The sequence below is a fragment of the Streptomyces sp. NPDC029674 genome, assembly GCF_044903205.1.
Taxonomy (GTDB): Bacteria; Actinomycetota; Actinomycetes; order Streptomycetales; family Streptomycetaceae; genus Streptomyces.
In genome coordinates this window covers 1-16,809 of the sequence record NZ_JBJDPY010000011.1, presented here as the reverse complement: position 1 = coordinate 16,809, position 16,809 = coordinate 1, and the positions used below count along the sequence as shown (strand labels likewise).

16 protein-coding genes are annotated in these 16,809 nt (G+C 71.5%); 13 read left to right on the top strand and 3 right to left on the bottom strand.

Features of this window, described 5'->3' with window-relative positions; all coding sequences use genetic code 11:
- The first annotated feature begins 32 nt into the window (after positions 1 to 32).
- The 6 genes from dxr (at position 33) to ACI2L3_RS25270 (ending at position 7,336) form a co-directional block, all read left to right on the top strand.
- On the top strand, positions 33 to 1,301 hold the full coding sequence (gene dxr, locus ACI2L3_RS25295) for a 1-deoxy-D-xylulose-5-phosphate reductoisomerase (RefSeq protein ID WP_404754685.1): 1,269 nt from the start codon (positions 33 to 35) through the stop codon (positions 1,299 to 1,301).
- Positions 1,298 to 2,599: a M50 family metallopeptidase gene (locus ACI2L3_RS25290; RefSeq protein WP_404754684.1), complete on the top strand. Its 1,302-nt coding sequence runs from the start codon at positions 1,298 to 1,300 to the stop codon at positions 2,597 to 2,599. Before dxr ends, ACI2L3_RS25290 begins: the two co-directional genes overlap by 4 nt.
- 213 nt (positions 2,600 to 2,812) lie before the next feature.
- Positions 2,813 to 3,970, top strand: coding sequence for a flavodoxin-dependent (E)-4-hydroxy-3-methylbut-2-enyl-diphosphate synthase (ispG, locus tag ACI2L3_RS25285; protein ID WP_404754683.1), 1,158 nt, complete (start codon positions 2,813 to 2,815; stop codon positions 3,968 to 3,970).
- A gap of 174 nt (positions 3,971 to 4,144) precedes the next feature.
- Entirely contained in the window at positions 4,145 to 4,993 is an 849-nt protein-coding gene (locus tag ACI2L3_RS25280) for a GNAT family N-acetyltransferase (protein ID WP_404754682.1), read from the top strand.
- Between the two features lie 29 nt (positions 4,994 to 5,022).
- Positions 5,023 to 5,565 carry a GNAT family N-acetyltransferase gene (locus tag ACI2L3_RS25275; RefSeq protein WP_404754681.1) on the top strand — a complete coding sequence of 181 codons (543 nt, stop codon included), beginning with the start codon at positions 5,023 to 5,025 and terminating at the stop codon, positions 5,563 to 5,565.
- Positions 5,566 to 5,641: 76 nt separating this feature from the next.
- Positions 5,642 to 7,336 carry a proline--tRNA ligase gene (locus ACI2L3_RS25270; RefSeq protein WP_404754680.1) on the top strand — a complete coding sequence of 565 codons (1,695 nt, stop codon included), beginning with the start codon at positions 5,642 to 5,644 and terminating at the stop codon, positions 7,334 to 7,336.
- 60 nt (positions 7,337 to 7,396) lie between these two features.
- On the opposite strand, the gene ACI2L3_RS25265 is transcribed toward ACI2L3_RS25270, so the two are convergent.
- The 3 genes from ACI2L3_RS25265 to ACI2L3_RS25255 are packed head-to-tail and all read right to left on the bottom strand — an operon-like array spanning position 7,397 to position 9,332.
- Positions 7,397 to 8,305, bottom strand: a complete 909-nt coding sequence (locus tag ACI2L3_RS25265; RefSeq protein WP_404754679.1) for an aminoglycoside phosphotransferase family protein — start codon at positions 8,303 to 8,305, stop codon at positions 7,397 to 7,399.
- A 26-nt stretch (positions 8,306 to 8,331) separates the two neighbouring features.
- Entirely contained in the window at positions 8,332 to 8,817 is a 486-nt protein-coding gene (locus ACI2L3_RS25260; protein WP_404754891.1) for a ferritin-like domain-containing protein, read from the bottom strand.
- Positions 8,784 to 9,332, bottom strand: coding sequence for a hypothetical protein (locus ACI2L3_RS25255; protein WP_404754678.1), 549 nt, complete (start codon positions 9,330 to 9,332; stop codon positions 8,784 to 8,786). The genes ACI2L3_RS25260 and ACI2L3_RS25255 overlap by 34 nt, the downstream gene beginning before the upstream one ends.
- 224 nt (positions 9,333 to 9,556) lie before the next feature.
- Between ACI2L3_RS25255 and rimP the strand changes: the two genes are divergently transcribed.
- The 7 genes from rimP (at position 9,557) to truB (ending at position 16,636) form a co-directional block, all read left to right on the top strand.
- Positions 9,557 to 10,054, top strand: a complete 498-nt coding sequence (gene rimP / locus ACI2L3_RS25250) for a ribosome maturation factor RimP (protein ID WP_404754677.1) — start codon at positions 9,557 to 9,559, stop codon at positions 10,052 to 10,054.
- A 2-nt stretch (positions 10,055 to 10,056) separates the two neighbouring features.
- Positions 10,057 to 11,055, top strand: coding sequence for a transcription termination factor NusA (gene nusA, locus ACI2L3_RS25245; RefSeq protein WP_404754676.1), 999 nt, complete (start codon positions 10,057 to 10,059; stop codon positions 11,053 to 11,055).
- Positions 11,056 to 11,188: 133 nt separating this feature from the next.
- The gene (locus tag ACI2L3_RS25240) at positions 11,189 to 11,479 is read left to right on the top strand and encodes a YlxR family protein (RefSeq protein ID WP_404754675.1); all 291 of its coding nucleotides are present in this window, start codon (positions 11,189 to 11,191) and stop codon (positions 11,477 to 11,479) included.
- Positions 11,480 to 11,625: 146 nt separating this feature from the next.
- Positions 11,626 to 14,766, top strand: coding sequence for a translation initiation factor IF-2 (infB, locus tag ACI2L3_RS25235; protein ID WP_404754674.1), 3,141 nt, complete (start codon positions 11,626 to 11,628; stop codon positions 14,764 to 14,766).
- A 141-nt stretch (positions 14,767 to 14,907) separates the two neighbouring features.
- Positions 14,908 to 15,201, top strand: a complete 294-nt coding sequence (locus ACI2L3_RS25230) for a DUF503 domain-containing protein (protein ID WP_404754673.1) — start codon at positions 14,908 to 14,910, stop codon at positions 15,199 to 15,201.
- A 53-nt stretch (positions 15,202 to 15,254) separates the two neighbouring features.
- Positions 15,255 to 15,731 carry a 30S ribosome-binding factor RbfA gene (gene rbfA, locus ACI2L3_RS25225; RefSeq protein ID WP_362994087.1) on the top strand — a complete coding sequence of 159 codons (477 nt, stop codon included), beginning with the start codon at positions 15,255 to 15,257 and terminating at the stop codon, positions 15,729 to 15,731.
- Positions 15,728 to 16,636 (top strand): tRNA pseudouridine(55) synthase TruB, encoded by a 909-nt coding sequence (gene truB / locus ACI2L3_RS25220; protein WP_404754672.1) that lies wholly within the window; start codon positions 15,728 to 15,730, stop codon positions 16,634 to 16,636. Before rbfA ends, truB begins: the two co-directional genes overlap by 4 nt.
- The last annotated feature ends 173 nt before the right edge of the window (positions 16,637 to 16,809 follow it).

Here is a 16,809-nt window from a genome sequence, read left to right as displayed (position 1 = left end):
GACGGGACGCGGGTTGCGGCCACAATAGGGGGATGAGCGACAGCCCATCCCCCCTCGCCGACCCGCATCTCGTCTTCGACCCCGTCTCCAGCGCGGACGGGGCAGGACCGCGGGACATCGTGATCCTCGGCTCCACGGGCTCGATCGGCACCCAGGCCATCGACCTCGTCCTGCGCAACCCCGACCGCTTCCGCGTCACGGCGCTCTCCGCCGCCGGCGGCCGCGTCGGCCTCCTCGCCGAGCAGGCCCGGCAGCTGCGGGTGCGGACCGTCGCGGTCGCCCGCGAGGACGCCGTACCGGCGCTGCGCGAAGCCCTCCGGGGGCAGTACGAAGGGGGGGAGCCGCTCCCCGAGATCCTGGCAGGACCCGACGCGGCCACTCAGCTCGCCGCCTCCGACTGCCACACGGTCCTCAACGGCATCACCGGCTCCATCGGTCTCGCCCCGACCCTCGCCGCCCTCGAAGCGGGCCGCACCCTCGCGCTCGCCAACAAGGAATCCCTCATCGTCGGCGGCCCCCTGGTCAAGGCGATCGCCAAGCCCGGCCAGATCATCCCGGTCGACTCCGAGCACGCGGCCCTCTTCCAGGCGCTGGCCGCCGGCACGCGCGCGGACGTACGCAAACTCGTCGTCACCGCCTCCGGAGGCCCCTTCCGGGGACGTACCAAGGCCGACCTCGCGCACGTCACCCCCGAGGACGCGCTGGCGCACCCCACCTGGGCCATGGGCCCGGTCATCACGGTCAACTCCGCGACGCTGGTCAACAAGGGCCTGGAGGTCATCGAGGCGCACCTCCTCTACGACATCCCCTTCGACCGCATCGAGGTCGTCGTCCACCCGCAGTCGTACGTGCACTCCATGGTGGAGTTCACCGACGGCTCGACCCTCGCCCAGGCCACGCCGCCCGACATGCGCGGCCCGATCGCCATCGGCATCGGCTGGCCCGAGCGAGTGCCGGACGCGGCGCCCGCCTTCGACTGGACCAAGGCGTCCAGCTGGGAGTTCTTCCCCCTCGACAACGACGCGTTCCCGTCGGTCGGCCTCGCCCGGCACGTCGGGGAGCTCGCGGGCACGGCCCCGGCGGTGTTCAATGCCGCCAACGAGGAATGCGTGGACGCGTTCCTGAAGGGCGCGCTGCCCTTCAACGGCATCATGGAGACCGTGACGAGGGTCGTGGACGAACACGGCACGCCCTCGGGGGGAACCTCCCTCACCGTCTCCGACGTCCTCGAAGCGGAGACCTGGGCGCGTGCTCGGGCACGCGAACTGGCAGCAAAGACGACCGCGGAGGCTCGTGCATGACGACCTTGATGATGATCCTCGGGATAGTCGTCTTCGTGATCGGGCTGCTCTTCTCGATCGCCTGGCACGAGCTGGGGCACCTGTCGACCGCCAAGATGTTCGGCATCCGCGTGCCGCAGTACATGGTCGGCTTCGGCCCGACCCTGTTCTCGCGCAAGAAGGGCGACACCGAGTACGGCATCAAGGCCATCCCCCTCGGCGGCTACATCCGCATGATCGGCATGTTCCCGCCGGGCGCCGACGGCCGCATAGAGGCACGGTCGACGTCCCCCTGGCGCGGCATGATCGAGGACGCCCGCTCGGCGGCCTTCGAGGAGCTCAAGCCCGGCGACGAGACCCGCCTCTTCTACACGCGCAAGCCCTGGAAGCGCGTGATCGTCATGTTCGCCGGGCCGTTCATGAACCTGATCCTCGCCGTGGCGATCTTCCTCGGCGTGATGATGACGTTCGGCATCAGCAGCCAGACGACCCAGGTCGGCAAGGTCTCGGACTGCGTCATCCAGCAGAGCGAGAACCGAGCCAAGTGCGAGAAGGGCGACAAGGCCGCCCCCGCCAAGGCGGCAGGGCTGAAGCCGGGCGACAAGATCGTCGCGTTCCAGGGCCAGAGCGTCGACGAATGGTCCGCGCTCCAGTCGAAGATCCGCGAGACCATCGGCCCGGCCACCATCACGGTCGAGCGCGACGGCAAGCGGCTCGACCTGCACGCGAACCTGATCAAGAACCAGGTCACCAAGACCGACGGCGACGGTGCCTATGTGGAAGGCAAGTACGTCTACGCCGGCTTCCTCGGCTTCACCCCCGCCACCGGCATCGTCCAGCAGTCCTTCGGCGACTCCGTCGACCGCATGGGCGACATGATGGAGAGCGGCGTCGAGTCGATCATCGCCCTGCCGTCCAAGGTCCCCGACCTGTGGAACGCGGCGTTCGGTGACGGCGAGCGCAAACAGGACTCCCCGATGGGCGTGGTCGGCGCGGCCCGCGTCGGCGGCGACGTGTTCACCCTGGACATCCCGCCGGAGAACCAGATCGCGATGATGCTGTTCCTCATCGCGGGCTTCAACCTCTCCCTGTTCCTGTTCAACATGCTGCCGCTGCTCCCGCTCGACGGCGGGCACATCGCCGGCGCCCTGTGGGAGGCCCTGCGCCGCAACGCCGCGAAGGTGCTGCGCCGCCCCGACCCGGGCCCGTTCGACGTCGCCAAGCTGATGCCGGTCGCCTACGTGGTGGCGGGAATCTTCATCTGCTTCACGATCCTGGTCCTCATCGCCGACGTGGTGAACCCCGTCAGGATCTCCTGACGAATATCCGGATTACGAGAAGTTTGCGGCGGCCCGGCACCTTATGTGACGGGCCGCCCACCATTGAGTGGACTTCCGGACGGGATGTGCCCGGGCCCGGCAGGGTGCCGTAATCTCGAAACCCGGAACCCGCCCATCTCGAACCCCGGCACCCGCCGCGTTCGAGGCCCAGGTCCAACTCCTGTGATCCACACTCTTGGGGATGCTCGCCAGATGACTGCCGTATCGCTCGGAATCCCGTCCGTTCCGACCAAGCTCGCCGACCGAAGGGTCAGCCGCAAGATCCAGGTCGGCACGGTGGCCGTGGGCGGCGACGCCCCGGTCTCGGTGCAGTCCATGACGACGACGCGCACCTCCGACATCGGCGCCACGCTGCAGCAGATCGCCGAACTGACGGCCTCCGGCTGCCAGATCGTGCGCGTCGCCTGCCCCACGCAGGACGACGCGGACGCGCTCGCCACGATCGCGCGCAAGTCGCAGATCCCGGTCATCGCCGACATCCACTTCCAGCCGAAGTACGTCTTCGCGGCGATCGACGCCGGCTGCGCGGCGGTCCGCGTCAACCCCGGCAACATCAAGCAGTTCGACGACAAGGTCAAGGAGATCGCGCGGGCCGCCAAGGACGCGGGCACGCCGATCCGCATCGGCGTCAACGCGGGCTCGCTGGACGCGCGGCTGCTGAAGAAGTACGGCAAGGCGACCCCCGAGGCGCTCGTCGAGTCGGCCCTCTGGGAGGCGTCCCTCTTCGAGGAGCACGACTTCCGCGACATCAAGATCTCGGTCAAGCACAACGACCCGGTGGTCATGGTCAACGCCTACCGCCAGCTCGCCGCCCAGTGCGACTACCCCCTCCACCTCGGCGTCACCGAGGCGGGCCCCGCCTTCCAGGGCACCATCAAGTCGGCGGTCGCCTTCGGCGCGCTGCTCTCCGAGGGCATCGGCGACACGATCCGCGTCTCCCTCTCGGCGCCGCCCGCCGAGGAGATCAAGGTCGGCATCCAGATCCTCGAATCCCTCAACCTCCGCCAGCGCCGCCTGGAGATCGTCTCCTGCCCGTCCTGCGGCCGCGCCCAGGTCGACGTCTACAAGCTCGCCGAAGAGGTCACCGCGGGCCTGGAGGGCATGGAGGTCCCGCTGCGCGTCGCCGTCATGGGCTGCGTCGTGAACGGCCCGGGCGAGGCCCGCGAGGCCGACCTCGGCGTCGCCTCCGGCAACGGCAAGGGCCAGATCTTCGTCAAGGGCGAGGTCATCAAGACCGTCCCCGAGTCGAAGATCGTGGAGACGCTCATCGACGAGGCGATGAAGATCGCCGAGCAGATGGAGAAGGACGGGGTGGCCTCCGGCGAGCCGACGATCTCGGTCGCCGGCTGACGCCCGCGCGCTTCTCCCTCCTTCCCGTGCCCCGTCGCTTCCGCAGCGCCGGGGCACTCGCGCGCGTGCGCACTCGCCGCCCCCGGTCCGCCGGACAAAAGCCGCCCCCCGCACAAGGCGCCCCCGCCAGGTACAGTGCGGAGATCAGCAGACCGTATGGTGAGGCCCCCGCACGTGTTGACTCAGACCACCACCCGGGTCCTCGAACCGAGTGACCTCGACGCCGCGCTCGCCGTGCTCGACCGCGAGCCGGTCACGAACGCCTTCGTGACCGCTCGTGTGCAGGTGGCGGGGCTCGACCCCTGGCGTCTCGGCGGCGAGATGTGGGGCTGGTACGAGGACGGCATGCTGGAGTCGCTCTGCTATGCCGGTGCCAATCTCGTCCCCATCTGCGCGACCCCGCGAGCCGTACGCGGCTTCGCCGACCGGGCGCGCAGGGCCGGCCGGCGCTGTTCGTCGATCGTCGGCCCCGCCGCCGCCACGTCCCAGCTGTGGCGGCTCCTCGAACCGTCCTGGGGCCCCGCCCGCGAAGTCCGCGCCCGGCAGCCCCTGATGGTCACCGACCGGCTTCCGGACGACGTCGTCCCGGACCCGTACGTCCGTCGCGTCCGGAAGGACGAGATGGAGACGATCATGCCCGCGTGCATCGCGATGTTCACCGAGGAGGTCGGGGTCTCGCCGATGGCGGGCGACGGCGGACTCCTCTACCAGGCCCGCGTCGCCGAGCTCGTCGGCTCGGGACGCTCCTTCGCCCGCCTCGACCGGGACGGCAAGGTCGTCTTCAAGGCGGAGATCGGCGCCGCCACGGCCCAGGCCTGCCAGATCCAGGGCGTCTGGGTGGCCCCCGAGTACCGCGGCCGCGGCCTCGCCGCCCCCGGCATGGCGGCCGTCCTGCGCTACGCCCTCGCGGACGTCGCCCCCGTCGCCAGCCTCTACGTCAACGACTTCAACACCGCGGCCAGGTCGGCGTACCGAAAGGTGGGCTTCCGGGAGGTCGGGGCGTTCATGAGCGTCCTGTTCTGAACCGCACCTTCGCGAAGTAGGGTCGCCCCATGACAGACGATGTCGTGATCGCGCCGCTCGACCTCGCCGCGCGCGTGGACGACGCACTGCGCGTCCAGGCCCACGCCTTCGGACTGAGCGAGGACGAGGTCGCCGTGCGGCGCCAGATCGTGCTGCGGCACCTCACGTACCCCCGCGCCCGCGCGTTCGGCGCGACCACCCCCGACGACCGGCTCGTCGGCTTCGTGTACGGGATGCCGAACAACCGCGGCCACTGGTGGTCGACGGTCGTCGAGCCGTACCTGCGCGGCCAGCACCGGGACGACTGGCTGGACGACTCCTTCGTCATCACCGAGCTGCACGTGCACCCCGGCCACCAGAACCGCGGCATCGGGCGCGCGCTCATCACCACCATCACCGAGGGCGTCCCGGAGCCGCGTTCGATCCTCTCCGCGATCGACGTCGAGAGCCCCGCCCGCGGCCTGTACCGCTCCCTCGGGTACACCGATCTGGCCCGCCGCGTCCTGTTCCCCAGCGCCCCCAAGCCGTACGCCGTGATGGGCGCCCCGCTGCCCCTGCCGAAACGGGCCTGAGCCGTAACCGATTTCCGCCCGCCCCCGGCCCCCGGCTAACCTCCTGCACACCACCCTTACGCAGCAGGAGTTCACCATGGCCCAGGTCCAGCGCATGTCCCGACTGATGGCGAAGACGCTGCGCGACGACCCCGCGGACGCCGAGGTGCTCAGCCACAAACTCCTCGTCCGCGCCGGATACGTGCGCCGCACCGCCGCCGGCGTCTGGTCCTGGCTGCCGCTGGGCAAGAAGGTCCTCGCCAACGTGGAGCGCGTCGTCCGCGAGGAGATGGACGCCATGGGCGCCCAGGAGGTCTCGCTGCCCGCCCTGCTGCCCAAGGAGCCGTACGAGGCGACGGGCCGCTGGACCGAGTACGGCGCGGAGCTGTTCCGGCTCAACGACCGCAGGGGCGGCGACTACCTCCTCGGCCCCACCCACGAGGAGATCTTCACCCTCCTGGTCAAGGACCAGTGCACGTCCTACAAGGACCTGCCCGTGATCCTCTACCAGATCCAGACGAAGTACCGCGACGAGGCCCGCCCCCGCGCCGGCATCCTGCGCGGCCGCGAGTTCCTGATGAAGGACTCGTACTCCTTCGACCTGGAGGACGAGGGCCTCGCCCAGTCGTACGCGCTGCACCGCGCCGCGTACCAGAAGATCTTCCGGCGCCTCGGCCTCGACTACCGCATCTGCGCCGCCACCGCCGGCGCCATGGGCGGCTCGAAGTCCGAGGAGTTCCTCGCCCCGGCCGCGGCCGGCGAGGACACCTTCGCCGACTGCCCGAACTGCGACTACGCGGCCAACACGGAGGCCGTCTCCTTCGCCCTGAAGCCGGTCGACGCCGCCGGCGTGCCCGCCGCCGAGGAGGTCCCCACCCCCGACACCCCGACCATCGAGACGCTCGCCGCGCACCTCGGCGTCCCGGCGTCGGCCACCCTCAAGAACCTCCTCGTGAAGGTCGACGGCGAGATCGTCGCCGTCGGCGTCCCCGGCGACCGCGAGGTCGACATGGACAAGGTCGAGGCCCACTTCGCCCCCGCCGCGGTCGAGCTGGTGACGGCCGAGGACTTCGAGGGACGTGACGATCTCGTACGCGGATACGTCGGCCCGCAGGGCCTGGAGAAGGTCCAGTACCTCGCCGACCCGCGCGTCGCCCCCGGCACCGCCTGGATCACCGGCGCCAACAAGGACGGCGTGCACGCCAAGAACGTCGTCGCGGGCCGCGACTTCGAGGCCGACGCGTACGTCGACGTCGTGGTCGTCCAGGAGGGCGACCCGTGCCCGAACTGCGGCACCGGCCTCAAGCTGGACCGCGCCATCGAGATCGGCCACATCTTCCAGCTCGGCCGCAAGTACGCCGACGCCTTCCAGCTCGACGTCCTCGGCCAGAACGGCAAGCCGGTCCGCGTGACCATGGGCTCGTACGGCATTGGCGTCTCGCGCGCCGTCGCCGCCCTCGCCGAGCAGCACGCCGACGACAAGGGCCTGATCTGGCCGGAGGAGATCGCCCCGGCCGACGTCCACGTCGTCGCCGCGGGCAAGGCGCTCCAGACCGAGCTGGCCCTCGAGGTCTCCGACAGGCTGGCCGCGGCCGGTGTCCGCGTCCTGGTCGACGACCGTCCCGGCGTCTCGCCGGGCGTGAAGTTCACCGACTCCGAGCTGATGGGCGTGCCGAAGATCCTGGTCGCGGGCCGCCGCTCGGCCGACGGCGTCCTGGAGCTGAAGGACCGCCGCACGGGCGAGCGCGAGGAGCTCACGGTCGACGAGGCGATCGCCCGCCTCACCGCCTGACGGCACCCGCACATACGCGAGAGGGCGTACCCCGCACGGGGTGCGCCCTCTCGCGTACCGCTACAGCCAGCCCGCGAACTCCAGCAGCAGCTCGGCGTCCTGCGGCCGCCCCACCCGCAGCGCCCGGACCCCGGACTCCACCGCCCGGAACAGCGTCCAGCCCCGCAGCCGCTCCTGCTCGACCTCCAGGGACTCGGCGAGCTTCTTCACGCGCCGCCGCGTGATCGAGGCGCCCGACGGCGACGCGATCAGGTCCTCCACCCGGTCACGGACCAGCCGCGCCAGGTCGAAGGCGGGCTCACCGACCACCGGGTCGGGCCCCACGGCCAGCCACGGCAGCCGGTCCCCGGCGAGCACCTTGCTCTGCCGGAACGTGCCGTGCAGCAGCCGCGGCGCGACGCCCCCGGACTCCCCGGCCAGCAGCTCGTCGCGGGCCGCGAGCGCCGCGTCGACCAGCGGCGCCACGTCCGTGTCGGCGGTCGCGGAGGCGCGCATCGCCTCGGCCTGCCGCCCCGTCCGCTCGGCGACCGTCTCGAAGCGGTGCCCGGCGGGCGGCTCCACCCACAGCCGCCGCAGCGTCCCCGCCGCTTCGAGGAGCGCCTTCGCCTCGGGCAGCGAGCGCACGGACACGTCGCGGTGCAGCCGCTCCAGGAGCAGCGCCCCGTCCGAGCACTCGGGGTCGAGCAGCCGGGCGGCGCCGAGTCCGCCCCAGTGGGCGAGCGCGGCCCGCTCGCTCTCCGGCCGCGACCGGGGCGGCACCAGCTTCAGCACGGCGGGCGTGCCGTCGGCCCGCCGCACCAGCAGCACGAGGCTGCTGCGGCCACCGGGAAGGTGCGTCCGCTCGACGGTCAACTCGCGTAGAGCGACGGCCTGTTCCACTGCCCCGGGCAGCTTCTCCAGCCAGTCGTCGCCGTCCTGCGCCGTCTCGCCCAGTGCTGTGACGAGGCGCCGCGGCGGTTCGAAAGCCATGCGCGAGTTGTTCCTTCCTGAACGCGTTACGCCTTGGGAGTGGCCGGTGCGGACGACGGTGTCGACCGCTCGGCGAGCCCAGGGAAGGCTACGCTCCCGGCCCGCCACCGCGCCGCACGGACGGCCGCCTCCCGCAGCGCCCGGGCCGCGGTGCCCCGCCGGGTGCCCGTCGAGGCGCGTACGAGATCGGAGTAGACGCCCGCGACCCGGTCCTCCAGCTCCGTGGCGAGCCGGGCGGCCGCCGCGGAGTCCGGCACCGGGAACGGCAGCGAGTACGCGGCGTCCGCGGACTGCGGCTCGCCGCCCAGGTCGCGCACCGCGCGCTGCAGCTCGTCGCGCCGGGCGCGGTGCGCGTCGTACGCCGTGCGCGCCTCGTCCCTGCGCTCGTCGCCGATGCGGCCGCCGACGACGCCGTAGCCGTACACCGCCGCGTGCTCGGCGCCGAGAGCGGCCTGCAGGGCCTTCAGCTCCTCGTCCTTCACTTGTCGCCCTCCGGCTCCGTCAGCAGGTATGCGTGGGCCGCGCCCGCGGCCGCCACCGAGGCGAGCAGCCTGCCCTCCTCGGCGGGGGCGTCGAGCAGGGCCTCGCCCCGGCGGTCGGCCAGCTCGCGCTCGGCCTTGGCGAGCGCGCGTACGGCGTCCTCGGGCTTCGGCGCCACGGAGGGCGAGGGCCGCGCGGAGGGGGAGCGGGAAGCCGCCCCGGATGCGGGGGAGGGGGAAGCCGTGGCGCGGCCGGCCGCGAAGGCGTCGGCGTGCTGCTTCACCTCGGCCCGCAGCGGCGTGAGCCGCCCCGCGAGCGAGGGATGCGCCGCGAGCACGGCGTCGTACCGCCCGAGGAGTTCCCTGCTGTCCTTCGCGGCGGCGGCACGCAGCCGCCGGGCGGCGGACGTGCGCTCGTCGGCGTCGGAGTCCCCGGAGTCCGAGCAGCCCGCGAGGAGCGCCGCCGACGCGACGCCGGCGGCTCCGGTGAGCAGACTCCTTCGGCGCGGGCCCGGGCGGGACCGCTGGGCGGTGCGATACGACGGCACGGCAGACGTCCTCGGCGCAGAAGTGAAGAAATGAAGATCGGTGGGCGTGGGCCCGGTGATCACCGTACCTTCGGACCGGCCCGGCGCCCGCGAGCGGCTCGGGACGGAGCGGCGCATCGTCCCGTCCGTGGGCCGCAACACCCCTCGGGACCGGATACCCTTTGACCTGACACGCAGACTTGCAACGCACCCACAACAGCACACGCGGCCGAGGAGTCACCCGGATGAGCACCACCCAGAGCGAGAGGCTGCGGCAACTACTGGAACCGCTCGTCACCTCGCAGGACCTGGATCTCGAAGAGATCGAAGTGGCCTCCGTCGGACGCAAGCGGGTGCTGAGAGTCGTCATCGACTCCGAAGACGGCGTGGACCTGGACCAGATCGCGGAAGTGAGCCGCCTGCTCTCCGCGAAGCTCGACGAGACGGACGCCATGGGCGACGGGGAGTACGACCTGGAGGTCGGTTCCCCCGGCGCCGAGCGGGCCCTGACCGAGCACCGTCACTACGTGCGCGCCGTGGACCGCCTGGTGAAGTTCCAGCTGACCGAGGGCGGCGAGCTGACCGCCCGCATCCTCACCGTGGACGACGAGGGCCTCGACCTCGAAGTGCCCGGCGTGAAGGGCCGCAAGGCCACCTCGCGCCGCCTCGCCTTCGACGAGATCGACAAGGCGCGTGTGCAGGTCGAGTTCAACCGCAAGGACAAGAAGGAAGAGGAGGCGTAGCCGTGGACATCGACATGAGTGCCCTGCGGGGTCTGGTCCGGGAGAAGGAGATCTCCTTCGACCTCCTCGTCGAGGCGATCGAATCGGCCCTCCTCATCGCCTACCACCGCACCGAGGGCAGCTTCCGCCGCGCGCGGGTGAAGCTGGACCGCGAGAGCGGCCACGTGACGGTGTGGGCGACGGAGGACCCGGCGGACCTCGAAGAGGGCCAGGAGGCCAAGGAGTTCGACGACACCCCGTCGGACTTCGGCCGCATCGCCGCGACCACCGCGAAGCAGGTCATCCTGCAGCGCCTGCGCGACGCCCAGGACGACGTGACGCTCGGTGAGTACGCCGGGCGTGAGGGCGACATCGTCACCGGCGTGGTCCAGCAGGGCCGCGACCCGAAGAACGTGCTCGTCGACATCGGCAAGCTGGAAGCCATCCTGCCGGTGCAGGAGCAGGTGCCGGGCGAGGAGTACCCGCACGGGATGCGCCTTCGTTCGTACGTCGTCCGGGTCGCCAAGGGCGTCCGCGGCCCGTCCGTGACGCTGTCGCGCACCCACCCGAACCTGGTGAAGAAGCTCTTCGCGCTCGAGGTCCCGGAGATCGCCGACGGTTCCGTCGAGATCACCGCCATCGCCCGCGAGGCCGGCCACCGCACCAAGATCGCGGTCCGCTCGACGCGCTCGGGCCTCAACGCCAAGGGCGCCTGCATCGGCCCGATGGGCAGCCGTGTGCGCAACGTGATGGGCGAGCTCAACGGCGAGAAGATCGACATCGTCGACTGGTCCGACGACCCGGCCGAGATGGTCGCCCACGCGCTCTCCCCGGCCCGCGTCAGCAAGGTCGAGGTCGTCGACCTCGGCGCCCGCTCGGCCCGGGTGACCGTGCCGGACTACCAACTGTCCCTTGCGATCGGCAAGGAGGGGCAGAACGCCCGCCTGGCCGCGCGGCTCACGGGCTGGCGCATCGACATCAGGCCGGACACGGAGCAGTCCGACGACCGGGACGACCGGTAGCGGACCAGCGGCGGAGGCCGTCGCGGGAATAAATTCCGGGCGGCCACCGCTTCGATCACGACAGTATGTGGCGAGTAGCCGTTCGATTCTTGCCCCGAAGGGGTGAGGTCGGTGCGGGGAGGTAGACTTAAGCGTGTCTGGCCGGACGCATGCCCGCGCATGCCCTGAGCGCACCTGTGTGGGGTGCCGGGAGCGAGCGGCCAAGAGCGATCTGCTGCGCATCGTGGCGAAAGAGGGCGCCTGCGTCCCCGATCCTCGCGGTACGCTGCCCGGCCGGGGTGCGTATGTACACCCCGCCCTGGTCTGTCTGGACCTGGCGGTCCGCCGCCGGGCGCTCCCGAGGGCCTTTCGCGCCCAGGGACCGCTCGACACGGAGGCCTTGCGCCGGGCTGTCGAGCCGGTTGCCCAGCAGGCAACACCGTAAGACGTGGTCGCACGGAACCCCGTGCGGCCTTGGTATTCCGCGAGTTGGAAGTAGGTCGAGATTGCGATGAGCACTCGATGAGCACGCGATGAGTACGCCCATGAAGTAGCGACGGTCCGGCGTAACCCGGACCTAAAAGGAGCGAAGTGGCTAAGGTCCGGGTATACGAACTCGCCAAGGAGTTCGGAGTAGAGAGCAAGGTCGTCATGGCCAAGCTCACAGAACTCGGTGAATTCGTACGTTCGGCGTCCTCGACGATCGAGGCGCCCGTAGTACGCAAACTGACTGACGCATTCCAGCAGGGCGGCGGCAACGGCAAGTCCGCCGCCAAGCCCGGCGCGCCGCGCAAGCAGGCCGCCCCCAAGCCGCCGGCCCCCTCGGGCCAGGCGACCCCCTCTCCCGCGCAGGCCGCCCGTCCGGGTCCGGCCGCGCCCAAGCCGCCGGCGCCCAAGCCCGCCGCGGCCGAGAAGCCCGCTGCTTCGCCGGCGACCCCGGGCCCGCGCCCGACGCCCGGCCCGAAGCCGCCGGCCCCCAAGCCGGCCCCGGCCTCCCCGGCGCCGTCCGCCCCGGAGTTCACCGCTCCGCCGGCCGCACCGGCTGCTCCGGCCGCCCCCGCGGCCTCGCAGAACCCCCGTCCGGCCGCCCGCCCGGGTGCCCCGAAGCCCGGTGGCCGTCCGGCCCCCGGTCAGGGCCAGGGCCAGGGTCAGGGTCAGGGCCGTGGCGACCGCAATGACCGTGGCGACCGCGGTGACCGTCAGGGCGCCCCGCGTCCCGGCGGCCAGGGTGGCGCCCCGCGTCCCGGCGGTGCCCGTCCCGCGGGTCCGCGTCCGGGCAACAACCCCTTCACCTCCGGTGGCTCCACCGGCATGGCGCGCCCGCAGGCGCCCCGTCCGGGTGGCGCTCCGCGTCCCGGCGGCCAGGGTGGTCCCGGCGGCGCTCCGCGTCCGCAGGGCGGCCAGGGCGGCCCCGGTGGCGCTCCCCGTCCGCAGGGTCAGGGCGGCGCCCGTCCGACCCCGGGCGGCATGCCCCGCCCGCAGGCGCCGCGTCCCGGCGGCGGTCCCGCCGGTAACCGTCCGAACCCGGGCATGATGCCGCAGCGTCCCGCCGCGGGCCCGCGTCCCGGTGGTGGCCCCGGCGGTGGCCGTGGTCCCGGCGGCGGCGGTCGTCCGGGTGGCGGCGGCGGTCGTCCCGGCGGCGGCTTCGCCGGTCGTCCGGCCGGTCCCGGTGGTGGCGGCGGCGGTTTCGCCGGTCGTCCCGGCGGTCCGGGCGGCGGCGGTGCCGGTCGTCCCGGTGGCGGCGGCGGCTTCGGCGGCCGTCCCGGCTTCGGTGGCCGTCCCGGTGGTCCCGGTGCACGTGGTGGCACGCAGGGTGCGTTCGGCCGTCCCGGCGGGCCCGCCCGTCGCGGTCGCAAGTCGAAGCGGCAGAGGCGCCAGGAGTACGAGGCCATGCAGGCCCCGTCGGTCGGCGGCGTCATGCTGCCTCGCGGCAACGGACAGACCGTCCGCCTGTCGCGTGGTGCCTCGCTCACCGACTTCGCCGAGAAGATCAACGCCAACCCGGCGTCGCTCGTCGGCGTGATGATGAACCTCGGCGAGATGGTCACCGCCACGCAGTCGGTCTCCGACGAGACGCTGAAGCTCCTCGCGGACGAGATGAACTTCGTCCTGGAGATCGTCAGCCCGGAGGAGGAGGACCGCGAGCTCCTCGAGTCGTTCTCCATCGAGTTCGGCGAGGACGAGGGCGGCGAGGAGATGCTCGTCTCCCGTCCGCCGGTAGTGACCGTCATGGGTCACGTCGACCACGGTAAGACCCGACTTCTGGACGCGATCCGCAAGACGAACGTCGTCGCGGGCGAGGCCGGCGGTATTACGCAGCACATCGGTGCGTACCAGGTCGCCACCGAGGTCAACGGCGAAGAGCGCGCCATCACCTTCATCGACACCCCCGGTCACGAGGCGTTCACCGCCATGCGTGCCCGTGGTGCGAAGTCCACCGACATCGCGATCCTCGTGGTCGCGGCCAACGACGGTGTGATGCCGCAGACGATCGAGGCGCTGAACCACGCCAAGGCGGCCGACGTGCCGATCGTGGTCGCGGTCAACAAGATCGACGTCGAGGGTGCCGACCCGACCAAGGTGCGCGGTCAGCTCACCGAGTTCGGTCTGGTGGCCGAGGAGTACGGCGGCGACACGATGTTCGTCGACATCTCCGCGCGCCAGGGCCTCAACATCGAGCAGCTGCTCGAAGCCGTGGTCCTCACCGCGGACGCCTCGCTCGACCTGCGGGCCAACCCGGAGCAGGACGCGCAGGGCATCGCCATCGAGGCCCACCTCGACAAGGGCCGCGGCGCCGTCGCGACCGTCCTCGTCCAGCGCGGTACCCTCCGCGTCGGCGACACGATGGTCGCCGGTGACGCGTACGGCCGAGTCCGCGCGATGCTCGACGACAAGGGCGAGAACGTGGAGGAGGCGACCCCGTCGACTCCGGTCCTCGTGCTCGGTCTCACCAACGTCCCGGGCGCGGGCGACAACTTCCTGGTCGTCGACGAGGACCGTACGGCCCGTCAGATCGCCGAGAAGCGTGCCGCCCGTGAGCGCAACGCCGCGTTCGCCAAGCGCACCCGCCGGGTGTCCCTCGAGGACCTCGACCAGGTGCTCAAGGCAGGCCTGGTACAGGACCTCAACATCATCATCAAGGGCGACGCGTCCGGTTCGGTGGAGGCTCTCGAGTCCTCGCTGCTCCAGCTCGACGTCGGCGAAGAGGTCGACATCCGCGTCCTGCACCGCGGTGTGGGTGCGGTCACGGAGTCGGACATCGACCTGGCGATGGGCTCCGACGCCATCGTCATCGGCTTCAACGTCCGCGCGGCAGGCCGTGCCGCGCAGATGGCGGAGCGCGAGGGCGTCGACGTCCGCTACTACTCGGTGATCTACCAGGCCATCGAGGAGATCGAGGCGGCCCTCAAGGGCATGCTCAAGCCGGAGTACGAGGAGGTCGAGCTCGGCACCGCGGAGATCCGCGAGGTCTTCCGCTCGTCCAAGCTCGGCAACATCGCGGGTGTCCTCATCCGGTCCGGCGAGGTCAAGCGCAACACCAAGGCCCGCCTGCTGCGCGATGGCAAGGTCATCGCGGAGAGCCTCAACATCGAGGGTCTGCGCCGCTTCAAGGACGACGTCACCGAGATCCGCGAAGGCTTTGAGGGCGGTATCAACCTCGGAAACTTCAACGACATCAAGATCGACGACGTCATCGCGACGTACGAGATGCGCGAGAAGCCGCGCGGCTGATCACGACAGCTCGAACCGGGGCCGGTCGAGGGGAGGTAAATCCCGTCGATCGGCCCCGGCCGTTCCGTGTACGGTTCTTGTGTCCCTGCCAAGCGGTTGGCGGGGCGCCGAACCCGTACCGGCGGGACATCCGGACAACACATGTATGTGGGGACTCTGTCCTTCGATCTGCTCCTCGGCGACGTACATTCGCTGAAGGAGAAACGCTCCGTCGTCCGTCCGATCGTCGCCGAACTCCAGCGGAAGTACGGAGTGAGCGCGGCGGAAGTGGGTGGCCAGAACCTGCACCGGAGGGCCGAGGTCGGCCTCGCGGTGGTGTCCGGCGACTGGGGCCACCTCACGGACGTACTGGACCGGTGCGAGCGCCTCGTCGCCGCCCGGCCCGAAGTGGAGCTGCTGTCGGTCCGGCGGCGGCTGCACGGGGATGATGACTGAACAAGGCAAGACAAGCCCCAGGGATCACACCCGGGGAAAAGGGAGACGGAGCAGTGGCCGACAACGCGCGGGCGAAAAGGCTGGCGGACCTCATCCGAGAGGTGGTTGCTCAGAAGCTGCAGCGCGGGATCAAGGACCCGCGGCTCGGAACGCACGTGACGATCACGGACACCCGGGTGACCGGTGACCTGCGGGAGGCCACGGTCTTCTACACGGTCTACGGCGACGACGAGGACCGTGCCGCCGCGGCGGCGGGCCTGGAGAGCGCCAAGGGCGTGCTCCGGTCGGCGGTCGGACAGGCCGCCGGCGTGAAGTTCACGCCGACCCTGGCCTTCGTCGCGGACGCCCTGCCGGACAACGCGCGGGCCATAGAGGACCTCCTCGACAAGGCACGCATGTCCGACGAGAAGGTGCGCGAGGTCTCGGCCGGCGCCGAGTTCGCCGGCGGGGCCGACCCGTACCGCAAGCCCGAGTCCGACGAGGACACGGACGGCACCGCAGACGAGACGGACGGCGACGCCCGCGCATGAGCAAGAGCAGCACCACAACGCCGGACGGCCTTGTCATCGTCGACAAGCCGTCCGGCTTCACTTCGCACGACGTGGTGGCCAAGATGCGCGGGATCGCCAAGACCCGCCGCGTCGGGCACGCGGGCACCCTCGACCCGATGGCGACGGGTGTCCTCGTGCTCGGCGTCGAGCGCGCCACCAAGCTCCTCGGTCACCTGGCGCTGACCGAGAAGGAGTATCTGGGCACCATCCGCCTCGGGCAGAACACGATCACCGATGACGCCGAGGGCGAGATCACCTCGTCCGCCGACGCCTCGAAGATCACCCGCGAGGCCATCGACGCCGGCATCGCCAAGCTGTCCGGCGACATCATGCAGGTGCCGTCGAAGGTCAGCGCCATCAAGATCGACGGCAAGCGGTCGTACGCCCGTGCCCGCAAGGGCGAGGACTTCGAGATCCCGGCCAGGCCCGTGACGATCTCCGCGTTCACGGTGTACGACGTCCGCGACGCCGTCGCCGAGGACGGCACGCCCGTCCTCGACCTGGTCGTCTCCGTCGTCTGCTCCTCGGGGACGTACATCAGGGCGATCGCCCGTGACCTCGGCGCCGACCTCGGCGTCGGCGGCCACCTGACCGCGCTGCGCCGCACCCGCGTCGGCCCCTACAAGCTGGACGCGGCCAAGACCCTCGACCAGCTCCAGGAGGAGCTGACCGTGATGCCCGTGGCCGAGGCCGCGGGACGGGCCTTCCCGCGCTGGGACGTGGACGAGAAGCGCGGCCGGCTGCTGCTCAACGGCGTCCGGATCGACATGCCCGAGGAGTACGCGGGTGTCGGCGCCGTCGCCGTCTTCGACCAGGAGGGCCGCTTCCTGGTCCTCGCGGAGGAGTCGAGGGGCAAGGCCAAGAGCCTGGCCGTCTTCGCCTGACGGCCCGGTCGCCCGGCGACCCCCGCACGACATTGTGGAGCGGGGGGCCGCAGGGGCGCCGCGCCCCCCAAACCCCCCCCACCGGGGTTTTCCCCCCCCCCCCCCCCATAAACCCCACCGGGCGGGGCGCGGGGTGGAACCGGGGGGGGGGATGGGGGGCGGTGGCGCCCCCC

What these genes read in the sequence shown, in the direction of transcription:
- ACI2L3_RS25230 (WP_404754673.1), top strand. Translation starts at nt 14,908, where the DNA reads ATGTATGTGGGGACTCTGTCCTTCGATCTGCTCCTCGGCGACGTACAT.
- truB (WP_404754672.1), top strand. Translation starts at nt 15,728, where the DNA reads ATGAGCAAGAGCAGCACCACAACGCCGGACGGCCTTGTCATCGTCGAC.
- dxr (WP_404754685.1), top strand. Translation starts at nt 33, where the DNA reads ATGAGCGACAGCCCATCCCCCCTCGCCGACCCGCATCTCGTCTTCGAC.
- ispG (WP_404754683.1), top strand. Translation starts at nt 2,813, where the DNA reads ATGACTGCCGTATCGCTCGGAATCCCGTCCGTTCCGACCAAGCTCGCC.
- ACI2L3_RS25265 (WP_404754679.1), bottom strand. Translation starts at nt 8,305, where the DNA reads ATGGCTTTCGAACCGCCGCGGCGCCTCGTCACAGCACTGGGCGAGACG.
- ACI2L3_RS25275 (WP_404754681.1), top strand. Translation starts at nt 5,023, where the DNA reads ATGACAGACGATGTCGTGATCGCGCCGCTCGACCTCGCCGCGCGCGTG.
- rimP (WP_404754677.1), top strand. Translation starts at nt 9,557, where the DNA reads ATGAGCACCACCCAGAGCGAGAGGCTGCGGCAACTACTGGAACCGCTC.
- ACI2L3_RS25270 (WP_404754680.1), top strand. Translation starts at nt 5,642, where the DNA reads ATGGCCCAGGTCCAGCGCATGTCCCGACTGATGGCGAAGACGCTGCGC.
- ACI2L3_RS25290 (WP_404754684.1), top strand. Translation starts at nt 1,298, where the DNA reads ATGACGACCTTGATGATGATCCTCGGGATAGTCGTCTTCGTGATCGGG.